We start from the raw sequence: 19,267 nt of genomic DNA, 5'->3' as shown, positions 1-19,267 counted from the left end.
TTTACTTATTCTCCCAACGTTTGAAAGCAAGAACTGCATTATGCCCACCAAATCCAAAAGTATTTGAGATAGCATAAGGAATTTCACGTTCCAAGCCTTGTCCATAAATAACATTTGCTTCAATGTAGTCTGATAATTCTGTTGTTCCAGCTGTCATTGGAACATAGTTGTTACGGATGGCTTCAATTGTTGCAATTGCTTCAACTGCACCAGCTGCACCGAGCAAGTGTCCTGTAAATGACTTCGTTGAAGATACAGGAACTTCCTTACCAAGAACAGCTACAATCGCTCCACTTTCTCCCTTTTCATTAGCAGGAGTTGAGGTACCGTGAGCATTGACATAAGCTACTTGGTCTGGTGTGATTTCAGCTTCCTCCAAGGCAAGTTTGATAGCTTTAATAGCCCCTTGTCCTTCTGGATGTGGTGAAGTCATATGGTAGGCATCACAAGTGTTACCGTAACCAACAACTTCAGCTAAGATAGTTGCACCACGTTTTTCAGCATGCTCTAAACTTTCAAGTACCAACATACCTGATCCTTCACCCATGACAAATCCATTACGATCCTTATCAAATGGAATAGAAGCACGAGTTGGGTCCTCTGTTGTTGAAAGAGCTGTTAAGGCTTGGAAACCAGCAATCGCAAATGGAGTAATAGATGATTCTGAACCTCCAACCAACATGATATCTTGGAAACCAAACTTGATAGAACGGAAAGCATCTCCGATAGCATCATTTGATGAAGCACAAGCTGTATTGATAGATTTACAGATACCATTTGCTCCAAAGCGCATAGCAACATTACCTGCAGCCATATTTGGCAAGGCTTTTGGAAGTGTCAATGGTTTTACACGTTTTGGTCCCTTATCATGAAGTCGAAGCACTTGATCTTCGATTTCTTTAATCCCACCGATACCTGATGCAACGATGACACCAAAGCGGTCTCTATCAAGAGTCTCTACATCAAGATTAGCATTGTTCACTGCTTCTTGAGCTGCATACAAGGCATACAAAGAATAGTCATCAAAACGATTGGTATCTTTTTTTACAAAGTATTTATCAAACGGAAAATCCTGGATTTCTGCCGCATTATGAACGTCAAAAGTACTGTGATCAAACTTGGTGATTTCACCAATTCCAATCTTTCCATTTTTAAGACTGTTCCAAAATTCTTCTGGTGTGTTCCCAATTGGAGATGTTAATCCATAACCTGTTACTACTACTCGATTTAGTTTCATTTTCATACCTCTATTTTAACTCTTATTGCATGGTTAGTCCACCATCAATTGCAATGACCTGTCCCGTTAGATAATCTTGACTTGCAAGAAAGGCCGTGACCTCTGCGACTTGCTCAGCTTGGCCAAATTGTTTCATCGGAATTTGTGCCAACATGGCATCTTTGACCTTATCAGATAGAACAGCAGTCATATCTGATTCAATCATTCCTGGAGCAATGGCATTGACACGCACATTGCGATTAGCAACCTCACGTGCTACTGATTTAGTAAATCCAATCAAACCAGCTTTGGATGCAGCGTAGTTTGCTTGACCGATATTACCCATCAGACCAACAACACTAGACATATTGATGATAGCACCTTCGCGAGCTTTTATCATCGGTTTCAAGACTGATTGTGTCATATTGAAAGCCCCTGTCAAATTGACTTTCAAGACCTTCTCAAAATCTTCTTCCGTCATCTTGAGCATGAGAGTGTCTTGAGTAATACCAGCATTATTCACTAAGATATCAACTGAACCCAGCTCTTCAATGGCTTGGTCTACCATACGTTTTGCGTCCGCAAAATCAGAAACGTCACCAGAAATAGCAAGAACCTTCACCCCGTATGGTTTAAATTTGGCTAGAAGCTCCTCGGAGATTTCACCACGACTATTCAAGACAACATTGGCTCCCAAGCTGGCAAATTTATGAGCAATGGCAAGACCAATTCCTCGACTTGAGCCTGTAATAAAGACATTTTTCTGTTCTAGTTTCATTTTTCTCCTTTCAGAACTTATACCATTTTGGTCTAATTTTCTAAGAGTGCTTGTAAGCTTGCTTGATCTTCCACATTAGAAAGCTGAGCTGTTTTATCAATTTTTTTGACGAATCCTGACAAGACTTTACCAGGTCCAATCTCGATAAAACGAGTGACACCCGCTTCTTGCATGACTGCAATACTTTCATAAAAACGGACAGGCTCCTTGACTTGACGAGTCAAAAGTTCTGCAATACGTTCTTTTTCCATGACCTTCGCTTCTGTATTACCAACAAGTGGACAAGCAAAGTCAGAAAATTCAACTTCTGTCAGGGCTTGAGCTAATTTTTGACTAGCAGATTCCAATAAAGCTGTATGGAAAGGCCCAGAAACATTGAGCGGAATCAAACGTTTTGCTCCTGCTTCTTGCAAAAGTTCAACTGCACAATCTACTGCAGCTACCTCCCCACCAATAACAATTTGACTCGGCGTATTGTAGTTGGCTGGAGTTACAACACCAAGTTGAGAAGCTTCTTGACAAGCTTTTTCAATCACTTCAACCGGTGTATTAAGCACAGCTACCATTTTCCCTGATCCTGCTGGTGCTGCTTCTTCCATATAAGACCCACGTTTAGCAACTAGAGCTACTGCATCTTCAAAATCCAAGGCACCACTAGCTACAAGGGCAGAATATTCTCCAAGAGACAAACCTGCCACCATATCAGGCTGGTAACCTTTCTCCTTTAGTAGTCGGTAAATAGCAACTGATGTAGCTAAAATAGCTGGCTGCGTGTAACGAGTCTGATGTAGCTTTGTTTCATCATTATCAATCAAGTCACGGAGGTCATAGCCTAATACTTGGCTAGCTTGGTCAATTGTTTCCTTGACGATAGCATATTGGTCGTATAGTTCATGTCCCATTCCAAGGTACTGGGCTCCTTGACCTGCAAATAGAAAGGCTGTTTTAGTCATTTCTTATAACTCCTGCCCAACGAGCAGCTTCTGCTTGAATCTTTTCAGCTGCACCGTAGTAAATATCTTTTAAGATTTCTTCAACAGTTTCTTCTTTCGAAACCAGACCTGCAATCTGGCCGGCCATCACTGAACCGCCATCCACATCCCCATGGACAACAGCTTTAGCTAAGGCTCCTGCACCCATTTGTTCAAAGATTTCTAAATCTGGATTTTCTTGTTTAAAGGCATCTTTTTCAGCTTGCTCGAAATCACGAGTCAATTTGTTTTTAATGGCACGAACTGCGTGTCCAAAATGTTGTGCCGAAATCGTTGTATCAATATCACGAGCTTTTAAAATTTTAGCTTTATAGTTAGGATGGGCATTTGATTCTTTAGCAACTACAAAACGAGTTCCTACTTGCACAGCCTCTGCACCAAGCATAAAGCCAGCAGCAGCTCCTTCACCGTCTGCAATACCACCAGCAGCGATAACAGGAATAGAAACAGCAGCTGCAACTTGACGAACCAAGGTCATAGTTGTTAGTTTACCGATGTGTCCACCTGCTTCCATACCTTCTGCAATAACAGCGTCTGCACCGATTTTTTCCATCCGTTTAGCCAAAGCAACACTAGGAACTACTGGAATAACGGTGATTCCCGCTTCATGGAATCGCTCCATGTATTTACTTGGGTTTCCTGCGCCAGTTGTGACTACCTTAACCCCTTCTTCAATGACGAGGTCGACAATATCATCAACAAATGGAGACAGAAGCATAATGTTGACACCAAAAGGCTTGTCTGTTAAAGATTTAATCTTATCGATATTAGCCTTAACCACTTCTTTAGGAGCATTTCCTCCACCGATGATACCTAGACCACCTGCTTTTGAAACAGCTCCAGCAAGGTCACCATCTGCAACCCAGGCCATTCCACCTTGGAAGATAGGATATTTAATATTCAATAATTCTGTAATACGTGTTTTCATAGTGCCTCCATATGTCTTGCTTACGTAATAGTTCGACTACATTATAATTTGACAGTCAAACTATTACCTAAACAAGAGGGAGCGGGTTCCCCCTACTCCTTCTTCATTTATTTTAATTATTTTGTTTGCTCTTCAACGTAAGCAACCAAGTCACCAACTGTTTTCAAGTTGTCTTCAGCTTCGATTTGGATATCAAAAGCATCTTCAATTTCTGAGATCACTTGGAACAAGTCCAATGAATCTGCATCCAAATCATCAAAAGTAGATTCAAGTGTTACTTCTGATGCATCTTTTCCAAGTTCTTCAACGATAATTTCTTGTACTTTTTCAAATACTGCCATGATAGACTCCTTTAAAATTAATAGTTTTTATAACAATGTGTTCACCACATGATTACCTAAATTGTAACAATAAGCGTGCCCCATGTCAAACCTCCACCGAAGCCTGACAAGAGAATATTTTGGCTACCATCTAAACGAATGAGCCCTTCCTCTACACACTCTGAAAGTAGGATCGGAATACTTGCCGCACTGGTATTTCCATACTTGGTCATATTGGCAGGAAGCTTGTCTCGATCTACACCGATCTTTCTAGCCATCTTATCTAGAATGCGGATATTAGCTTGATGAAGCAGGAGATAGTCTAGTTCTTCTGCCGACAGAGGACTCTCTTCTATGGTGTTTTTTATAGACTTAGCAACATCTCGAATCGCAAAATCAAAAACTGCTCGGCCATCCATTCTCAAGAAAGCATCGGGCTTTTCTTGATTTGAAAATGGTGAAGTTAAACCAGTCTGTCCAAAGGTCAAACACTCACTACGCGAACCATCGCTATTGAGACTCTCCGCTAGGAAATGTGGCTCTTCGCTTGCTTCTAACAAGATGCCCCCAGCACCGTCTCCAAATAGGACAGCTGTTGAGCGATCCGACCAGTCTAAAGCTTTTGACATGGTTTCACTTCCGATAACTAGACCCTTACGATAACCTCCTGAAGAGATAAGCTTCTCTGCAGTTGATAGGGCAAAGATAAAGCCACTACAGGCAGCCGTTAAGTCATAGGCAAAAGCCTTGTGAGCGCCGATTTTAGCCTGAACACGAGCGGCTGTTGAAGGCATCATCGAGTCAGGTGTCATCGTAGCTAGAATGATAAAATCCAACTCTTCAGCAGAAATCCCTGACTTCTCTAGGAGTTGTTTTGCAACTGCCGTTGCCAAATCTCCTGTTGATTCTGTCTTAGAAATGCGACGTTCCTTAATCCCAGTTCGACTTGAAATCCATTCATCACTCGTATCCATAACCTGAGCTAAATCCTCATTTGTGATAATCTGCTCTGGTACATAATGAGCAACCTGGCTTATTTTTGCAAAAGCCATTATTTCAAATCCTCCAAAAATTGATAAAGATTGGTCAAACCTTTACTCATGACGTCCATTTCCTCTGGGCTCATGCCTTCAATAATTCTTTCGACCATGGCCTTGTGGAAACGTTTATGGAGACGATGTACGAGTCGACCTTTCTTGGTCAAATGCAGATGTACTACACGACGATCCTGATCTGAACGTAAGCGTTCGATGTAACCTTTTCGTTCCAAGTTGTTCAAGCTAGTTGTCACTGTTCCTAGAGTTACCATCAGCTCTTTGGACACTTGACTTGGTGTCACATCTGGAAACTTACCAATCACATCAATCGTGTGCATTTCCTTGATAGAGATGTCCTTGAAACGACTACCTCGCAAACTCACTTCCTCAATCACCAGGACGTTATTAAAAATAGATGTTAAATAGTCATTGATCCGTTGGTAGTCCAATTCTCTTCCCTCCCTTATCAAAAAAGTTTAAATATCAAAACATTTGACAAAAAAAGTATATCAAACTTCAAAGAATTGTGCAAGTATTTTTTTATTTTCCGATAAATTTTGGACGTCTTCTCTCAGAATGTGCACGAACACCTTCTTTGAAATCCTCCGTATAAGATAGAGATTTTTGCAATTCCAATTCTAGCTGTGCGTACTCGTGCCACTGCTTAAATTCGCTCTCCCAGACTAACTTCTTAACAGCAGCATAGGAGTTAGAAGAACCTCGTCTCAACTTCTTCAATAGTTGCTCTCTTGTCTTTTCTAATTGATCACTAGCACAAAGACGATAGACAGCTCCAGCTTCCAGTGCTTTTTCTGCTGTGAAAGCTTCACCCGTCATAGCTAATTGCGTTGCCCGAGTCGCACCAAGCGATCGTGTAAGCAAGAATAAACCTCCCGCATCGGGAGCCAAGCCCACACCTACAAAGGCCTGGATGAATTTAGCTTTGTCAGAAGCAATACAGAAATCAACTGCCAAAGCCATATTAGCTGCTGCCCCAGCAACTGCTCCATCCACCTCCATAATGACTGGTTTAGGAATTTGTTTAATCTTATAAGAAATCGTATTTACCAACTCCGCGATTTGGGTGAGTGAAGCAATATCATCCTCATCTACAGCACGTTTCATTTCTACTAGATCGCCCCCAACAGAGAAGACTTTGCCGGCAGCATTAATGAGAACAAACGAAACCGAAGCATCTTTTTCAGCCAATTCCAATGCTTCTAGAATTTCTTGACACATAGGAATATGAAAACCATTGGCCACCTCAGGACGATTTAAAGTTAGTATCGCTAAATCGTCTTGAACTTGATAGAGAATATGATCCATAGGCACTCCTTTCAATTTACAACGAAGATTAAATTATTTTATTTTCAAATTATATCTTTTTCTGGATTTTAAAACAAGAGAAAAATCGACCAAAAGTGTATCGGCCGATTTTAAAAACTTAGTTTGGTCTCTAAAAATAAAGGAAAACCAGTACTTGCATCATATTTGAAATCATAAATGACTTCAAGCATCCGCCCTCCTTCTCTCTGATAGAGCTGTTCTTTGTTGAATCCTTTATGGTAGAATTCTCCTGAAACCATGTAAAAAATACGATTGGGATCTTCTAGGTAGGCAAAAAGATTCCCTGTAAAAGGAGCTTCCTTATCCCCGTCCTTGTTGACCAGACTTGCAGCTAAGAGTTTCGTGATTCCTCTAAATTGTCCACTTTCATCTGTTCGACAGTAAAACTTGACTCTAGCTTCATAGTTAGGATTGACGATAACCTTTTCAGAGAGAATTCGATAAGTCCTTGACTTACTATCTGAAAAATCGATAGATAAGATATTTTTAGCCCTCTCAACTGATATCTGACCTTCCTGAGCATACTCAATCGCTAATTCTTCTCCGGTCAAACGACCACTGGGAGGAGAATGATAAGTTGCTCCGATACTTGTAGGAAGCATCACGAAGGTAAAGAATAGTATTAAACAAAACACTCTTTTAATCATCTTGCTCAACTCCTTTATATGTGAAGAGTTTTCCCCCTACTCCTTTATTATAAGCTTTTCTGATGAGACGTTCAAACAATTATATAGGACATTTTCCAGATTGAAAAAAGCCCCTCTTTCTGCTATAATCGTATAAAATACTTACTTTAGGAGTTCTTATGAAGGTTGTTAAATTTGGTGGAAGCTCGCTTGCCTCTGCTAGCCAATTAGAAAAAGTTTTAAATATTGTCAAAAGTGACCCAGAACGTCGTTTTGTGGTTGTATCTGCCCCTGGTAAACGTAATTCTGAAGACACTAAGGTTACAGATGCCTTGATTAAATACTACCGCGACTATGTGGCTGGAAATGATATTAGCAAAAGCCAAAACTGGATTATTGATCGCTATGCTGCTATGGTTAGCGAATTAGGTCTTAAACCAGCCGTTTTAGACAAAATTTCAAAAAGCATTCGCTCTCTAGCTACTCTTCCAATTGAAGATAATAAGTTTCTCTATGATACCTTCCTGGCTGCAGGGGAAAATAATAATGCCAAGCTAATTGCTGCTTACTTCAATCAAAACGGAATTGAAGCACGTTATGTCCATCCAAGAGAAGCTGGAATTGTAGTTACTAGTGAGCCTGGAAATGCTCGTATCATCCCTTCAAGTTATGACAAAATTGAAGAACTCAATAATAGTTCAGAAGTTCTTGTTATCCCTGGTTTCTTCGGTGTTACGAAAGAAGATCAAATTTGTACCTTCTCACGTGGGGGTTCAGATATCACTGGTTCTATCATTGCTGCTGGTGTCAAGGCTGACCTCTATGAAAACTTTACGGATGTAGATGGAATCTTTGCAGCCCACCCTGGTATTATCCATAAGCCACACTCTATCCCTGAATTGACCTACCGTGAAATGCGTGAATTGGCCTATGCTGGATTCTCTGTACTCCATGACGAAGCTCTCTTGCCAGCCTACCGTGGGAAAATTCCTCTTGTCATTAAAAATACCAATAATCCAGACCACCCAGGTACTCGCATTGTGCTACAACATAGCAGCGACAAATTCCCAGTTGTTGGGATCGCTGGTGATTCTGGCTTTGTCAGCATTAATATGTCTAAGTATCTGATGAACCGCGAAATCGGTTTTGGTCGTAAAGTTCTTCAGATCCTTGAGGACCTTAATATTGGTTGGGAACACATGCCAACTGGTATCGATGACCTGTCTATCATCTTACGTTCACGAGAATTGACTCCGATCAAGGAAGAAGAAATCCTTCGTCAATTAGTCCAAAAAGCAGAGGTAGACCACGCTGAAATCGAACACGACCTCTCTATCATTATGATTGTTGGGGAAAAAATGAAGCGTCATATCGGGGTAACTGCTACAGCCACTCGTGCCCTATCTGAGAACAACATCAACATCCAAATGATGTCACAAGGCTCTAGTGAAGTTTCTATCATGTTTGTTGTCCATAAAGACCAAGAAAAAGCCGCCCTTAAAGCTCTCTACCAAGCATTTTTCGGTGAAAATAAGGAAGACTAAACATGGCACAATCCCTCAACAAGGTCGTCGACTTGCAAACAACTGGAACTTCCTATCTCTCCATTACAGGAAAGGTTGGAAAATTTCTGGTTGGAGATCATGCGCTAGAATTTTACGCAGATCGAAATGTCGAGGACTATATTCAAATTCCATGGTCCAGCATTAATCAAATCGGAGCCAATGTTTCAGGCCGCAAGGTTAGTCGTCATTTTGAAATCTTTACAGATCAAGGAAAATTTCTCTTCGCCTCAAAAGACTCTGGAAAAATTCTTAAAATAGCTCGTGAAAAACTGGGAAATGACAAGGTAGTCAAACTTCCTACCTTAGTCCAAATCATTGGTCGAAAAATTAAAAATCTATTTGCAAAAAAATAGAAAGTTTAGTATAATCATAGAAACGGATAAGTAGGTTACTTCCTTCTTTCAGAAAGTCTGCGGGTGCTGCGAGCAGATAGAAGATTTAATTGAAATTCTACCGTTGTTTTAAATCAAATACAGAATCAAGTGCACACCTGTGAAGTTGGATGGAACCGTGGCCCTGCCACTCCAACGCTTTGTCAGGTGTGCTTTTTTCATAAAGGAGTTTATATGTTAGATATCAAACGTATTCGTACAGACTTTGATGCTGTCGCAGAAAAACTAGCTACACGTGGTGTAGATGCTGCTATCTTGAACGAGATGAAAGAAATCGATGCCAAACGACGTGACATCTTGGTTAAGGTTGAAACCCTCAAGGCTGAGCGTAACACGGTTTCTGCAGAAATTGCTCAAGCTAAGCGCAACAAGGAAAATGCCGATGATAAGATTGCTGCCATGCAAACCCTATCTGCTGAAGTCAAAGCACTCGATGCAGAATTGGCTGAAATCGATGCTAAATTGACAGAATTTACCACTACTCTTCCAAATATCCCAGCTGACAGTGTTCCAATTGGTGCCGATGAAGATGATAATGTAGAAGTTCGCCGTTGGGGAACTCCTCGTGAGTTTGACTTTGAACCAAAAGCCCACTGGGATCTCGGTGAAAATCTTGGTATTCTTGACTGGGAACGTGGTGGAAAGGTAACTGGAGCGCGCTTCCTCTTCTATAAAGGACTTGGGGCTCGTTTGGAACGTGCTATTTACAACTTTATGCTAGATGAACATGGTAAAGAAGGTTACACTGAAGTCATCACACCTTACATGGTTAACCATGATTCTATGTTCGGTACTGGTCAATATCCAAAATTCAAAGAAGATACGTTTGAATTGAAAGATACGAACTATGTCCTCATTCCTACAGCTGAAGTTCCTCTGACCAACTACTACCGTGATGAAATTCTTGATGGAAAAGACTTGCCAATCTACTTTACTGCTATGAGTCCATCATTCCGTTCTGAAGCTGGTTCAGCTGGTCGTGATACTCGTGGTTTGATTCGTTTACACCAATTCCACAAGGTAGAAATGGTGAAATTTGCCAAACCTGAAGAATCATACGAAGAATTGGAAAAGATGACAGCCAACGCTGAAAACATCCTTCAAAAACTCAACCTTCCATACCGTGTAGTAGCTCTCTCTACAGGAGATATGGGCTTCTCTGCTGCTAAGACTTATGACTTGGAAGTATGGATCCCTGCGCAAAATACCTACCGTGAAATCTCAAGCTGTTCAAATACAGAAGATTTCCAAGCTCGTCGTGCCCAAATCCGTTACCGTGATGAAGCCGATGGTAAGGTTAAACTTCTTCATACTTTGAATGGTTCTGGACTTGCTGTTGGACGTACAGTCGCTGCTATCCTTGAAAACTATCAAAACGAAGATGGTTCTGTGACCATTCCAGAAGTTCTTCGTCCATACATGGGTGGAGCTGAAGTTATCAAACCATAATTAATTGAATGTAAAAAGAGGAAGCTGAGCTCCCTCTTTTTGAGTAATTCAAAAGAAACAGGTAGAAATCTTTCATTCTACCTGTTTTTATTTATTTCTTAGTAGCCACCCATCATAGATGGATCCATAGCTGGCGCTGGTGCAGCGGGTTCTGGTTTGTTAGCTACGACTGCTTCTGTTGTTAGAATCAAGCTTGCTACTGAAGCTGCATTCTGAAGGGCTGAACGGCTAACCTTAACAGGATCGATAATTCCTGCTTCAATCATGTTGACCCATTCACCTGTTGCAGCATTGAAGCCTGTTCCAAGCTCTGCATTTTTCAAACGATCAATTACGATTGAACCTTCATAACCTGCATTATAAGCGATTTGACGAACAGGCTCTTCTAAGGCGCGAAGAACAATATTGCGACCTGTTGCTTCATCGCCTTCTAACTCCAAGGCAGCAACAGCAGAGATAACATTGACAAGGGCAGTACCACCACCTGCAACGATACCTTCTTCAACAGCTGCGCGAGTCGCATTGAGGGCGTCTTCGATGCGGAGTTTCATTTCTTTCAATTCTGTTTCAGTCGCAGCTCCGACCTTGATAACTGCTACCCCACCTGACAACTTAGCCAAGCGTTCTTGGAGTTTTTCACGGTCAAATTCTGAAGTTGTTGTTTCAATTTGTGATTTGATGACAGCAACACGGTTAGCAATTGCTTCAGGATTACCTGCACCTTCTACAATGACTGTACTATCTTTATCAACAGACACTTTAGCTGCTTGACCAAGCGCTTCGATAGTAGCATCTTTCAATTCAAGACCAAGATCTTCTGTAATAACAGTTCCGCCTGTCAAAATCGCGATGTCTTCCAGCATAGCCTTACGACGGTCACCAAATCCAGGTGCCTTAACAGCAACTACGTTGAAGGTTCCACGAATTTTGTTCAAAACAAGAGTTGGAAGAGCTTCACCGTCAACATCGTCTGCAATAATCAAGAGTGGACGACTGCTTTGAAGGATGCTTTCTAGTAGGGGCAAGATTTCTTGAATATTTGAAATCTTCTTATCTGTAATCAAAATGTATGGATTTTCAAGGTCTGCAACCATTTTTTCATTGTCAGTGACCATGTACTGTGATAGATAACCACGGTCAAATTGCATTCCTTCTACAACTTCAAGCTCTGTTTCCATCCCACGTGATTCTTCAATAGTGATAACTCCATCCTTGCCAACTTTTTCCATGGCTTCAGAGATGTACTCACCTACTTTTTCAGAACGAGAGGATACGGCAGCGACTTGTGCAATAGCTTCCTTGCTTGATACTGGAATGGCATTGTTCTTCAAGGCTTCTACAGCAGTTGCAACCGCTGCTTCAATCCCTCGACGAATACCGATTGGATTTGCTCCTGCTGTAACGTTTTTGATCCCTTCACGAACAATAGCTTGGGTCAAAACTGTTGCAGTTGTTGTCCCGTCACCAGCGATGTCATTGGTTTTAGAAGCCACTTCTGACACCAACTTGGCACCCATATTTTCAAAATGGTCTTCTAGTTCGATTTCTTTAGCGATGGTCACACCATCATTGGTAATCAATGGTGAACCAAATGATTTTTCAAGAACAACGTTACGACCTTTAGGTCCCAAGGTTACTTTAACCGTATCAGCTAGGATATCAACACCACGTACCATAGCTGAACGAGCATCTGATGAAAATTTAATGTCTTTTGCCATACTTACTTCCTCCTATTATTCTTCCACGATTGCTAAGATGTTAGCTTCACCAACGATGACATATTTTTCGTCACCATCTTTGACCTCGATACCTGCATGAGCTTCAATCAAAACCTGATCTCCAACTTTTACACTTGGGGCAACCAAATCACCGTTCAAGGTGCGAACACCTTGTCCAGTAGCCACTACTGTAGCTGTTTTCGTTTCTTCTTGGGCTGATTTTGCGAGGACAAAGCCTCCGACTGTTTGTTCTTTCTCTTCAATTTTCAAGACCACACGGTCCCCTAATGGTTTCAACATCTGTTTTCCTCCATAAGATAATCATATTGTTAGCACTCTTTACAAACGAGTGCTAAACCATAGTTCTATTGTATCACTTGGTCAAAAATAGTCAAGAAAAAAGTCTGATTTATAACACAAAAAGAGTTGGAGAAAATTCTCAAACTCTTGTCATTTTAAAACGGAAGTTCCTCTTCTTCCAAGACCAAATCTGCCAAGTCTTGTCCTGCATTATTTTCACGCATAGCACGTTGGGCGCGACTTTCTAAGAGTTGGAAACCTGTACAGAGAACTTCTGTTACATAGTTGGTCTGGCCATTCTTCTCAAACTTACGGGTACGAAGTTCCCCATCCACAGAAATGAGACTGCCTTTGCTACCATAACTTGCCAAGGTTTCAGCCAATTTGCCCCAGACCACAATATTGATGAAGTCTGCTTCACGTTCCCCGTTTTGGTCTTTGTAACGACGGTTCACTGCGATAGTTGCTCGTGCAACGGACTTGTCATTGTTGGTTTTGTGCAATTCTGGTGTTGCCACGATTCTTCCAATAAGAATAATTTTATTAAACATTTTTTCATCCTCCTACTTATCTATTCGAAGGAAATCAAAAAAAGTTACAAAATTTGTAACTTTTTTAAATAATATTAATCTCTGTGAATCATAAATCCAGTGGCTTGTTGATTGGCCATGATGGTCATATCTGTGATTTGCACACGACGAGGTTGGCTGGTCACATAAACTACAGTATCTGCAATATCTTGCGCCTGCAAGGCTTCAAGTCCCTGATAGACCGTTGCAGCCCGTGCCTCATCTCCATGGAAACGGACTTTTGAAAAGTCAGTCTCTACAATACCTGGCTGAATAGTCGTCACCTTGATATCCGTTGCGATGGTATCAATCCGTAATCCATCTGAAAATGTTTTGACTGCAGCCTTGGTTGCTGAATAGACTGCTGCACCAGCGTAAGCGTAAATACCTGCGGTTGAACCCATATTAATGATATGGCCTTGATTGGCTGCTACCATAGAAGGCAAGAGACAGCGAGTAACAGCCATCAGGCCCTTGACATTGGTATCCAGCATGGTCAGCATATCCAACTCTTCATAGTCCTGATAGGGAGCTAAGCCAAGAGCCAGCCCAGCATTATTAACTAAAATATCAATCGAACCTACTGCTTCAAGAATTTCTGAACAAACAGTTTTAACCATTGTCATATCGGTCACATCAAGGGGAAAGGTCCAAACTTTTTGATTTGGAAAGGCTTCTGCGAACTCAGTTTTGAGAGCTTCAAGTCTTTCTGTTCGACGCCCTGTGAGAACGATATTCTCACCTTTTTCTAGATAGGCACGCGCGATTGCTTCCCCAATACCTGATGTTGCACCTGTGATCACAACATTTTTTGCCATCTTACTTTCTCCTATCTAACTGAACAAATTTAAGCTGTCCAATGTTTGGCTGGGTCAAATGGTGTTCCAACAACTTGGTCTTCTGACAATTCAATAACACCACGCTTTTGTGGAGCGTTTGGTAAGGCAAGTTCACGAGGACTGCACATCATCCCAAAACTCTTTTCCCCACGAAGTTCCCCTGGGAAAATGAGATTCCCTTTTGGCATCATAGCTCCCGGAAGAGCTACAATGGTTTTCAAACCAAGACGCGCATTTGGAGCACCTGCCACGATTTGCACTGTCTTATCATTTCCAACAGCAACTTGACAGATGTTCAAGTGATCACTATCTGGATGTGCAACCATTTCTACAATCTCACCAACCACAAATTTCGGTTCCTTGTCATTGATAATCTCTTCGGTAAAATCTTGAGCTTGCAATTCTTGGTTCAAACGAACTACTTGGTCGTCAGTTAAAAAGACTTGCCCGCGCTCAGCGATTTCAAACATGCTAGAAACTTCAAAAATGTTCCAAGCAACAGTTTCACCTGTTTCCTTTAGGAAAACACGCGCCACATTGCCTTTACGTTCAACATCTAGTTTAGCATCGCCACTGTTTTTCACGATGACCATAAGGACATCACCGACATGTTCTTTGTTATATGTAAAAATCATTCTTTCTTTTCTCCTATTTTAATCCTGCTAAAAAGTCGTTAATTTGTGCCTTGGTTTTACGGTCACGATTGACAAAGCGTCCAATCTCCTTGTCCTTATCTAAGACAACAAGACTTGGAATCCCGTAGACATCCCAAAGTTTGGCTAAGTCCATGTACTCATCACGGTCTACTCGTATAAAGGTAAACTCTGGATTTGACTCTTCAATCTCTGGCAATGCAGGGTAGATATAACGACAATCGCCACACCAATCCGCAACAAAAAGGAAGACCTTCTTGCCATCCTGTTCAACTAGATTAGCTAGTTCTTCCAAACTATGAGGAATTATCATAAGACTTCCTCCTCATAGATAAGATCTTCATCTTCATAGACAAAGGTATAGTGACGACCATCCTCAAAAATGACACCACCAACGAGACGTTCTAGGCTACTTTCATACACTTGGACATAGAGAGTCGCTATCTCACCCATCTCTGAAAAGGAGTCACGCACAATAGCGGTCAACTCTTCCTGCGTTTTCATGAGTTTGTGATCATCGGCTACTTTCTTAGCTCCAAAAGCAAGTGCTCCGAGGCCTACTAATGCCAAACCTGTTTTAATGATATTTTTCGTTTTCATGCTAACATTGTAACACAAAAAGATAAGTAGGACAAATCGTGAATGCTATTTTCGTTTGAACTATAGTTCCTCATTTCAAGAAATATTGACTCCTATCTCCTCCTATGGTACAACACCTCAAAGTAATGATTTACTTATCTATAAAATTCTAAGGAGACTCTATATGAACAAAGAAAGTTATTTTGACGGTGGATTACTCAGCTTTATTGGGCACTCAATTGTCGCTTTTTTCATCATCGCCTTAACTCTAGGAATTGCCACACCTTGGGCCGTTTGTTTTATGCAAGATTGGAAAATCAGACATACTGTCATCGATGGTCAGCGTTTATACTTTGATGGAACTGGCGCCCAGTTATTTGGAAATTGGATCAAATGGTTCTTACTGACGATTATCACTCTTGGAATCTATTCATTTTGGTTAAAAATAAAAACAGAACAATGGATTACCAAACATACCCATCATATGTAAAAAGTGCGGTTTATAGACCACACTTTTTTTATAGCTCTTAATAATGTCTCTCACCAAACAAATCCTCTGGCAATTCATGGAAACCCTTGCCTGCCTTGAAGTTTTCAAATTTGCCTAGCAAGAACTGGTAAGCATCCAAGCGGCTTTCATAGCGAATCATGGCATCTTTAGCACGCTCATCTTGATCTTCTTCATAGACCTTTTGGCTTTCCTTGAGCGCCATATCATTAATCATGATTTGGGTATTAACCCAAGCTTCAAATTCTTTCATAAATTCTTGTTCGTAACTCATTTTTTCTCCTTATTCTAATCCACGGAAATAGTCTGTATCAATCTCACGGTAAGGCTGGATATCCTGAACATACTCCAATACACCTTGAAATTCTCCATTTTTATCGTGTACTGCAGCATAGGTGATATGGACAAACTTACCTCGTGACTCGGACTTGAACCACATCTCATACTTGTCCTTGACCCCGTCACGAAGACCTTTCATAATGGTCTTTACCTTATCAAGGTACTTGGGCGGGTGACAAAGCTCAACATTTCGCCCTACTTGAGAAGGTGTCCGCTTGAAAATCATCTCATCTGCTGGCGTATTGTCATTGTAATACTGGAAAATATCATCCTTATTAACAAAGGTAATTTCCATTGGCAGATGGTTGAGAATAAGATTAGCCTGCTCGACTGAGAGATAGCCATTACCGAAAGCCTGTTGGCTATGGCGGTCCAGCACTGCTTCCTTTTCCTTAGGTGTGAAGGTGATGGTAAACTGACCTTCTGGCGTATCGATAACCTTCTGAACTTGGCCTTCTGCTGCGTCTAGTTGCACGGGCTCTTCTGCACTCTTTTCCTCAACAAAGCTTTTACGTTCTGGCACCCATTTTTCAGAAGGTCGGATGATAGCATAACCATAAGCATCACTTTCCTCGGCAATCTGAATCCAGTCATCCTGGGTAAAGGATTCGAGTAGAATCATGAGGAGGATGGATTCTTCCTTGAAAATCATACTTTCAAACTCTGTCGCAAAAGCTTCAAAAGCTTCCTTTACAGTGCTAATGGACACTTCTGGTAGGGACTTGGCTGTCGCCAGGGCTTTCTGAAAAAGTTCCCTGATCTGGTCATCGACTCCCCACATGACTTTTGGTGGTGAATCATGTCCATAACGCTCCATAATAGGAAAGAAGAGTTCTTCCTTACGCTGGTAGTGACGGTCAAACTGGCCTACAAGCCCCATCTGACGAACCAAACCCTTACGCATTTCCGCCAGCATTTCCTCGTCTTCCATAGACTCATATGTATCTAATAATCTACGAACACGAATCAAGGCAGCACGAAGGGCTAGATTTTCATCCTTAAAGACACGCACGGGATGACCTGGATGCTCGGTATCTTCAACTTCGATACCCTTAACAGCATTTTTAAAGAGATTGGCATGGACATCACAGAGCTCCATGACGTCTTCAAATGTCACACCTGAGTCAGAGTTCATCAACTCATGCTCCATGAGAGAAATCTCGATAGCTGATACACCTGTAAAGGTCGCATCAAAGCGCTCCTGAACGGATTCAGGTGAGGCTCCATTATGCAATTCTAATAAAATATCCCGTAGGACATGAATTCGTTCATCTGCCATTAGTCTAATCCAATCACTTCGTAACCATTTGCTTCCAGTGTGCGTACAATCTTATCCATAGGAGTTCCCTCCAGCTTAGACCCCTGTTTGAGCGATACTTTTCGTCCGACTGTATTTCGCATCAAGGGATTTGCAAGAGGTTTAAAACCAAGTTCTACTAGGATATCTAAAACTTCTGGATGTTTGTCCACCACTTCCGCAACAGGAATAGATACATCAATGATATTGTCCATCATAACCTCCATCATATTCTCTAACAGTTTTTTCTTTTTTATTATACCACAAGGGCAAAGATTAAAAAACTAGCAATAGAAGACTTGCTAGTTTATTTCGTATTACTTCATTATTTCTAATTATATAGACTCTTACTAGTAAAACCTCAAAGTCTTATCCTTACCATGATCATCAGAGAAGTTTGAAAAACCAGTCTATGATCTTGAAAAGAATCTTATAAAACAACAATTGGAAGGCGAAAGAGATTAGGAACCAGAGAATTTTTATCAGACCAACAATTGGTGTTATAAAAAGAAGAGTAAAGAATCTCCAAAAAGATTTCATTCTTTATCCTCCGGCTTCATCAACCAAGTAGCTGTATCCATAAGCTTATCTACGAGAACTAATTTCGCCAAACTAACGACTGTGTTTTCATCTTTTTTTATGGTTTCTGCAACTTTTAAAGCTTGGGTTGTAAGAAGATAATTGCCATAAGTTTTGGCCAATACTTTTATGATCCCCATGTCAATCTCCTTCGATGATTTCAACCTCTTTTTGGATAGTGGCAACATCTCTTTGATATTGTGCTTCATCGTAGTTAATCAATTTGGACAATTCTTTTTGCAATCTTTCTCCCATGGGTTTCATGGTCGCAAAGGTTAAGCCACCTGATAGGACTCCACCTAAGATAGGGATAACTTTCCCCATCCCCTTAGCCAATCCTCCCTTGGTCAGATTCACTCCAAAGATTTTCAGAACTTTTTCCAAAATTGGATACCAAAGAGTCTTTGTCAAAGCCTTTCTGTTTACAATTTTCATCACTTGCTTAGCAACTGAAACACCACCAGAACGAAGTAGAGCGCCCGCACCATTTACTCCCAACATCACTCCCAGATAGAGCAAGAGGGTATTTTTAGCTTCTTCGCTCAGCTCATTTCGCGAAGCCCAGAGATCATCGTAGCCGTAAATATAGCCTAGCTCCTGGGCTAGTTTTAATGAAAATGCGTAAAACTGGGCTACATCTGTCGGAATGGTAACTGCCATGGCAATACCTCCAGGCAAACCTGCTAAAACAGATGTCCCACTTGCCAGTAAAACACTGTCTTTAATACAGGCATTGGCCACTCGATCTAAGGTTTCCTGAGGTAATAAAGCTGTCGGCCCTTCTTCCAATAATCTAGGAATATCCTTTGAAGCCACTTCCTTAGAGAATTTATCCATTAAAAATTTTGACCGGTTCACTTTGACGACAGGAAGTTTTACTACCTGTTGCAACACTTGCATCGCCACATCTTCTTTAGCCATCTCTATCTCCGTTTTTCATTCATATCAAGCTTTATCTTATCATATTTATGGAATAAATGATATTTTCAAGATCTATTTTATTTCCTTGATTTCTACTCATCTAATCTGATTAGACAACGACCTACTTATAGACACACAAAAAAGAGGGTTGCCCCTCTTTCTTATACTCAATGAAAATCAAAGAACAAACTAGGAAGCTAGCCGTAGGTTGCTCAAAACAGTGTTTTGAGGTTGTGGATAGAACTGACGAAGTCAGTAACCATACCTACGATAAGGCGACGCTGACGTGGTTTGAAGAGATTTTCGAAGAGTATT

General features: G+C 41.0%; 25 protein-coding genes. 4 read left to right on the top strand and 21 right to left on the bottom strand.

Translation table 11 applies throughout. From position 1 onward, the window contains the following. Nucleotide 1 precedes the first annotated feature (1 nt). The 9 genes from fabF to ADH31_RS02770 form a co-directional block, all read right to left on the bottom strand. The gene (gene fabF / locus ADH31_RS02810; protein WP_049508929.1) at nt 2-1,237 is read right to left on the bottom strand and encodes a beta-ketoacyl-ACP synthase II; all 1,236 of its coding nucleotides are present in this window, start codon (nt 1,235-1,237) and stop codon (nt 2-4) included. Between the two features lie 22 nt (nt 1,238-1,259). Beyond that, on the bottom strand, nt 1,260-1,994 hold the full coding sequence (gene fabG, locus ADH31_RS02805) for a 3-oxoacyl-[acyl-carrier-protein] reductase (protein ID WP_049508928.1): 735 nt from the start codon (nt 1,992-1,994) through the stop codon (nt 1,260-1,262). 32 nt (nt 1,995-2,026) lie between these two features. After that, on the bottom strand, nt 2,027-2,947 hold the full coding sequence (gene fabD / locus ADH31_RS02800; RefSeq protein ID WP_049508927.1) for an ACP S-malonyltransferase: 921 nt from the start codon (nt 2,945-2,947) through the stop codon (nt 2,027-2,029). After that, the gene (gene fabK / locus ADH31_RS02795; protein WP_049508926.1) at nt 2,940-3,914 is read right to left on the bottom strand and encodes an enoyl-[acyl-carrier-protein] reductase FabK; all 975 of its coding nucleotides are present in this window, start codon (nt 3,912-3,914) and stop codon (nt 2,940-2,942) included. The genes fabD and fabK overlap by 8 nt, the downstream gene beginning before the upstream one ends. Before the next feature lie 116 nt (nt 3,915-4,030). Beyond that, nucleotides 4,031-4,255, bottom strand: a complete 225-nt coding sequence (locus tag ADH31_RS02790) for an acyl carrier protein (RefSeq protein ID WP_000257840.1) — start codon at nt 4,253-4,255, stop codon at nt 4,031-4,033. Nucleotides 4,256-4,311: 56 nt separating this feature from the next. Next, nucleotides 4,312-5,286 carry a beta-ketoacyl-ACP synthase III gene (locus ADH31_RS02785; RefSeq protein WP_049508925.1) on the bottom strand — a complete coding sequence of 325 codons (975 nt, stop codon included), beginning with the start codon at nt 5,284-5,286 and terminating at the stop codon, nt 4,312-4,314. Continuing rightward, nucleotides 5,286-5,720 carry a MarR family winged helix-turn-helix transcriptional regulator gene (locus ADH31_RS02780; RefSeq protein ID WP_000386343.1) on the bottom strand — a complete coding sequence of 145 codons (435 nt, stop codon included), beginning with the start codon at nt 5,718-5,720 and terminating at the stop codon, nt 5,286-5,288. The genes ADH31_RS02785 and ADH31_RS02780 overlap by 1 nt, the downstream gene beginning before the upstream one ends. A gap of 91 nt (nt 5,721-5,811) precedes the next feature. Continuing rightward, nucleotides 5,812-6,597, bottom strand: a complete 786-nt coding sequence (locus ADH31_RS02775; protein WP_049508924.1) for an enoyl-CoA hydratase — start codon at nt 6,595-6,597, stop codon at nt 5,812-5,814. Nucleotides 6,598-6,707: 110 nt separating this feature from the next. Then, nucleotides 6,708-7,265, bottom strand: coding sequence for a hypothetical protein (locus ADH31_RS02770; RefSeq protein ID WP_049503069.1), 558 nt, complete (start codon nt 7,263-7,265; stop codon nt 6,708-6,710). A gap of 158 nt (nt 7,266-7,423) precedes the next feature. Here ADH31_RS02770 and ADH31_RS02765 point away from each other — a divergent pair, with 158 nt between their 5' ends. The 3 genes from ADH31_RS02765 to serS all read left to right on the top strand — a co-directional run bounded on the left by ADH31_RS02765 (nt 7,424) and on the right by serS (nt 10,650). Next, complete coding sequence (locus tag ADH31_RS02765; protein ID WP_049508923.1) at nt 7,424-8,788, top strand: aspartate kinase; 1,365 nt, start codon at nt 7,424-7,426, stop codon at nt 8,786-8,788. Between the two features lie 2 nt (nt 8,789-8,790). Continuing rightward, nucleotides 8,791-9,162 carry a DUF956 family protein gene (locus tag ADH31_RS02760; RefSeq protein WP_049508922.1) on the top strand — a complete coding sequence of 124 codons (372 nt, stop codon included), beginning with the start codon at nt 8,791-8,793 and terminating at the stop codon, nt 9,160-9,162. Between the two features lie 213 nt (nt 9,163-9,375). Beyond that, nucleotides 9,376-10,650: a serine--tRNA ligase gene (serS, locus tag ADH31_RS02755; RefSeq protein ID WP_049508921.1), complete on the top strand. Its 1,275-nt coding sequence runs from the start codon at nt 9,376-9,378 to the stop codon at nt 10,648-10,650. A gap of 98 nt (nt 10,651-10,748) precedes the next feature. Here the strand turns inward: serS and groL are convergent, their stop codons facing one another. The 7 genes from groL to ADH31_RS02720 all read right to left on the bottom strand — a co-directional run bounded on the left by groL (nt 10,749) and on the right by ADH31_RS02720 (nt 15,329). After that, nucleotides 10,749-12,368: a chaperonin GroEL gene (gene groL / locus ADH31_RS02750; protein ID WP_001030003.1), complete on the bottom strand. Its 1,620-nt coding sequence runs from the start codon at nt 12,366-12,368 to the stop codon at nt 10,749-10,751. Between the two features lie 15 nt (nt 12,369-12,383). Beyond that, entirely contained in the window at nt 12,384-12,668 is a 285-nt protein-coding gene (gene groES / locus ADH31_RS02745) for a co-chaperone GroES (RefSeq protein WP_049508920.1), read from the bottom strand. 155 nt (nt 12,669-12,823) lie between these two features. Continuing rightward, the gene (locus tag ADH31_RS02740) at nt 12,824-13,219 is read right to left on the bottom strand and encodes a single-stranded DNA-binding protein (protein ID WP_049508919.1); all 396 of its coding nucleotides are present in this window, start codon (nt 13,217-13,219) and stop codon (nt 12,824-12,826) included. Nucleotides 13,220-13,293: 74 nt separating this feature from the next. Then, nucleotides 13,294-14,055, bottom strand: coding sequence for an SDR family NAD(P)-dependent oxidoreductase (locus tag ADH31_RS02735; protein ID WP_049508918.1), 762 nt, complete (start codon nt 14,053-14,055; stop codon nt 13,294-13,296). Between the two features lie 29 nt (nt 14,056-14,084). Continuing rightward, a complete protein-coding gene (gene ytpR, locus ADH31_RS02730; protein ID WP_049508917.1) occupies nt 14,085-14,711 on the bottom strand; it encodes a YtpR family tRNA-binding protein in 627 nt (208 codons plus the stop codon). Between the two features lie 13 nt (nt 14,712-14,724). Beyond that, on the bottom strand, nt 14,725-15,042 hold the full coding sequence (locus tag ADH31_RS02725) for a thioredoxin family protein (RefSeq protein WP_000586527.1): 318 nt from the start codon (nt 15,040-15,042) through the stop codon (nt 14,725-14,727). After that, the gene (locus ADH31_RS02720; protein WP_000850670.1) at nt 15,039-15,329 is read right to left on the bottom strand and encodes a DUF4651 domain-containing protein; all 291 of its coding nucleotides are present in this window, start codon (nt 15,327-15,329) and stop codon (nt 15,039-15,041) included. The genes ADH31_RS02725 and ADH31_RS02720 overlap by 4 nt, the downstream gene beginning before the upstream one ends. Before the next feature lie 163 nt (nt 15,330-15,492). Here ADH31_RS02720 and ADH31_RS02715 point away from each other — a divergent pair, with 163 nt between their 5' ends. Further along, nucleotides 15,493-15,798, top strand: a complete 306-nt coding sequence (locus ADH31_RS02715) for a DUF6693 family protein (protein WP_001031486.1) — start codon at nt 15,493-15,495, stop codon at nt 15,796-15,798. Between the two features lie 37 nt (nt 15,799-15,835). Here ADH31_RS02715 and ADH31_RS02710 read toward each other — a convergent pair whose 3' ends face one another. The 5 genes from ADH31_RS02710 to ADH31_RS02685 all read right to left on the bottom strand — a co-directional run bounded on the left by ADH31_RS02710 (nt 15,836) and on the right by ADH31_RS02685 (nt 18,952). After that, a complete protein-coding gene (locus ADH31_RS02710) occupies nt 15,836-16,090 on the bottom strand; it encodes a DUF1912 family protein (protein WP_000119716.1) in 255 nt (84 codons plus the stop codon). A 9-nt stretch (nt 16,091-16,099) separates the two neighbouring features. Next, nucleotides 16,100-17,434, bottom strand: coding sequence for a DUF438 domain-containing protein (locus tag ADH31_RS02705; RefSeq protein WP_000752903.1), 1,335 nt, complete (start codon nt 17,432-17,434; stop codon nt 16,100-16,102). Continuing rightward, complete coding sequence (locus ADH31_RS02700) at nt 17,434-17,667, bottom strand: DUF1858 domain-containing protein (RefSeq protein WP_000368732.1); 234 nt, start codon at nt 17,665-17,667, stop codon at nt 17,434-17,436. Before ADH31_RS02700 ends, ADH31_RS02705 begins: the two co-directional genes overlap by 1 nt. Nucleotides 17,668-17,988: 321 nt before the next feature. Continuing rightward, complete coding sequence (locus tag ADH31_RS02690; protein WP_000511389.1) at nt 17,989-18,171, bottom strand: hypothetical protein; 183 nt, start codon at nt 18,169-18,171, stop codon at nt 17,989-17,991. A 1-nt stretch (nt 18,172) separates the two neighbouring features. Continuing rightward, on the bottom strand, nt 18,173-18,952 hold the full coding sequence (locus ADH31_RS02685) for a hypothetical protein (protein ID WP_001040188.1): 780 nt from the start codon (nt 18,950-18,952) through the stop codon (nt 18,173-18,175). Nucleotides 18,953-19,267: the final 315 nt, after the last annotated feature.

The organism is Streptococcus pseudopneumoniae, from assembly GCF_001072375.1.
Classification (GTDB): Bacteria; Bacillota; Bacilli; order Lactobacillales; family Streptococcaceae; genus Streptococcus; species Streptococcus pseudopneumoniae_L.
The sequence above is the reverse complement of the archived record's forward strand: the minus strand, read 5'-3'. Positions and strand labels throughout refer to the sequence as shown.

What these genes read in the sequence shown, in the direction of transcription:
- fabF (WP_049508929.1), bottom strand. Translation starts at nt 1,237, where the DNA reads ATGAAACTAAATCGAGTAGTAGTAACAGGTTATGGATTAACATCTCCA.
- fabG (WP_049508928.1), bottom strand. Translation starts at nt 1,994, where the DNA reads ATGAAACTAGAACAGAAAAATGTCTTTATTACAGGCTCAAGTCGAGGA.
- fabD (WP_049508927.1), bottom strand. Translation starts at nt 2,947, where the DNA reads ATGACTAAAACAGCCTTTCTATTTGCAGGTCAAGGAGCCCAGTACCTT.
- fabK (WP_049508926.1), bottom strand. Translation starts at nt 3,914, where the DNA reads ATGAAAACACGTATTACAGAATTATTGAATATTAAATATCCTATCTTC.
- ADH31_RS02790 (WP_000257840.1), bottom strand. Translation starts at nt 4,255, where the DNA reads ATGGCAGTATTTGAAAAAGTACAAGAAATTATCGTTGAAGAACTTGGA.
- ADH31_RS02785 (WP_049508925.1), bottom strand. Translation starts at nt 5,286, where the DNA reads ATGGCTTTTGCAAAAATAAGCCAGGTTGCTCATTATGTACCAGAGCAG.
- ADH31_RS02775 (WP_049508924.1), bottom strand. Translation starts at nt 6,597, where the DNA reads ATGGATCATATTCTCTATCAAGTTCAAGACGATTTAGCGATACTAACT.
- ADH31_RS02770 (WP_049503069.1), bottom strand. Translation starts at nt 7,265, where the DNA reads ATGATTAAAAGAGTGTTTTGTTTAATACTATTCTTTACCTTCGTGATG.
- ADH31_RS02765 (WP_049508923.1), top strand. Translation starts at nt 7,424, where the DNA reads ATGAAGGTTGTTAAATTTGGTGGAAGCTCGCTTGCCTCTGCTAGCCAA.
- ADH31_RS02760 (WP_049508922.1), top strand. Translation starts at nt 8,791, where the DNA reads ATGGCACAATCCCTCAACAAGGTCGTCGACTTGCAAACAACTGGAACT.
- serS (WP_049508921.1), top strand. Translation starts at nt 9,376, where the DNA reads ATGTTAGATATCAAACGTATTCGTACAGACTTTGATGCTGTCGCAGAA.
- groL (WP_001030003.1), bottom strand. Translation starts at nt 12,368, where the DNA reads ATGGCAAAAGACATTAAATTTTCATCAGATGCTCGTTCAGCTATGGTA.
- groES (WP_049508920.1), bottom strand. Translation starts at nt 12,668, where the DNA reads ATGTTGAAACCATTAGGGGACCGTGTGGTCTTGAAAATTGAAGAGAAA.
- ADH31_RS02740 (WP_049508919.1), bottom strand. Translation starts at nt 13,219, where the DNA reads ATGTTTAATAAAATTATTCTTATTGGAAGAATCGTGGCAACACCAGAA.
- ADH31_RS02735 (WP_049508918.1), bottom strand. Translation starts at nt 14,055, where the DNA reads ATGGCAAAAAATGTTGTGATCACAGGTGCAACATCAGGTATTGGGGAA.
- ytpR (WP_049508917.1), bottom strand. Translation starts at nt 14,711, where the DNA reads ATGATTTTTACATATAACAAAGAACATGTCGGTGATGTCCTTATGGTC.
- ADH31_RS02725 (WP_000586527.1), bottom strand. Translation starts at nt 15,042, where the DNA reads ATGATAATTCCTCATAGTTTGGAAGAACTAGCTAATCTAGTTGAACAG.
- ADH31_RS02720 (WP_000850670.1), bottom strand. Translation starts at nt 15,329, where the DNA reads ATGAAAACGAAAAATATCATTAAAACAGGTTTGGCATTAGTAGGCCTC.
- ADH31_RS02715 (WP_001031486.1), top strand. Translation starts at nt 15,493, where the DNA reads ATGAACAAAGAAAGTTATTTTGACGGTGGATTACTCAGCTTTATTGGG.
- ADH31_RS02710 (WP_000119716.1), bottom strand. Translation starts at nt 16,090, where the DNA reads ATGAGTTACGAACAAGAATTTATGAAAGAATTTGAAGCTTGGGTTAAT.
- ADH31_RS02705 (WP_000752903.1), bottom strand. Translation starts at nt 17,434, where the DNA reads ATGGCAGATGAACGAATTCATGTCCTACGGGATATTTTATTAGAATTG.
- ADH31_RS02700 (WP_000368732.1), bottom strand. Translation starts at nt 17,667, where the DNA reads ATGGACAATATCATTGATGTATCTATTCCTGTTGCGGAAGTGGTGGAC.
- ADH31_RS02690 (WP_000511389.1), bottom strand. Translation starts at nt 18,171, where the DNA reads ATGGGGATCATAAAAGTATTGGCCAAAACTTATGGCAATTATCTTCTT.
- ADH31_RS02685 (WP_001040188.1), bottom strand. Translation starts at nt 18,952, where the DNA reads ATGGCTAAAGAAGATGTGGCGATGCAAGTGTTGCAACAGGTAGTAAAA.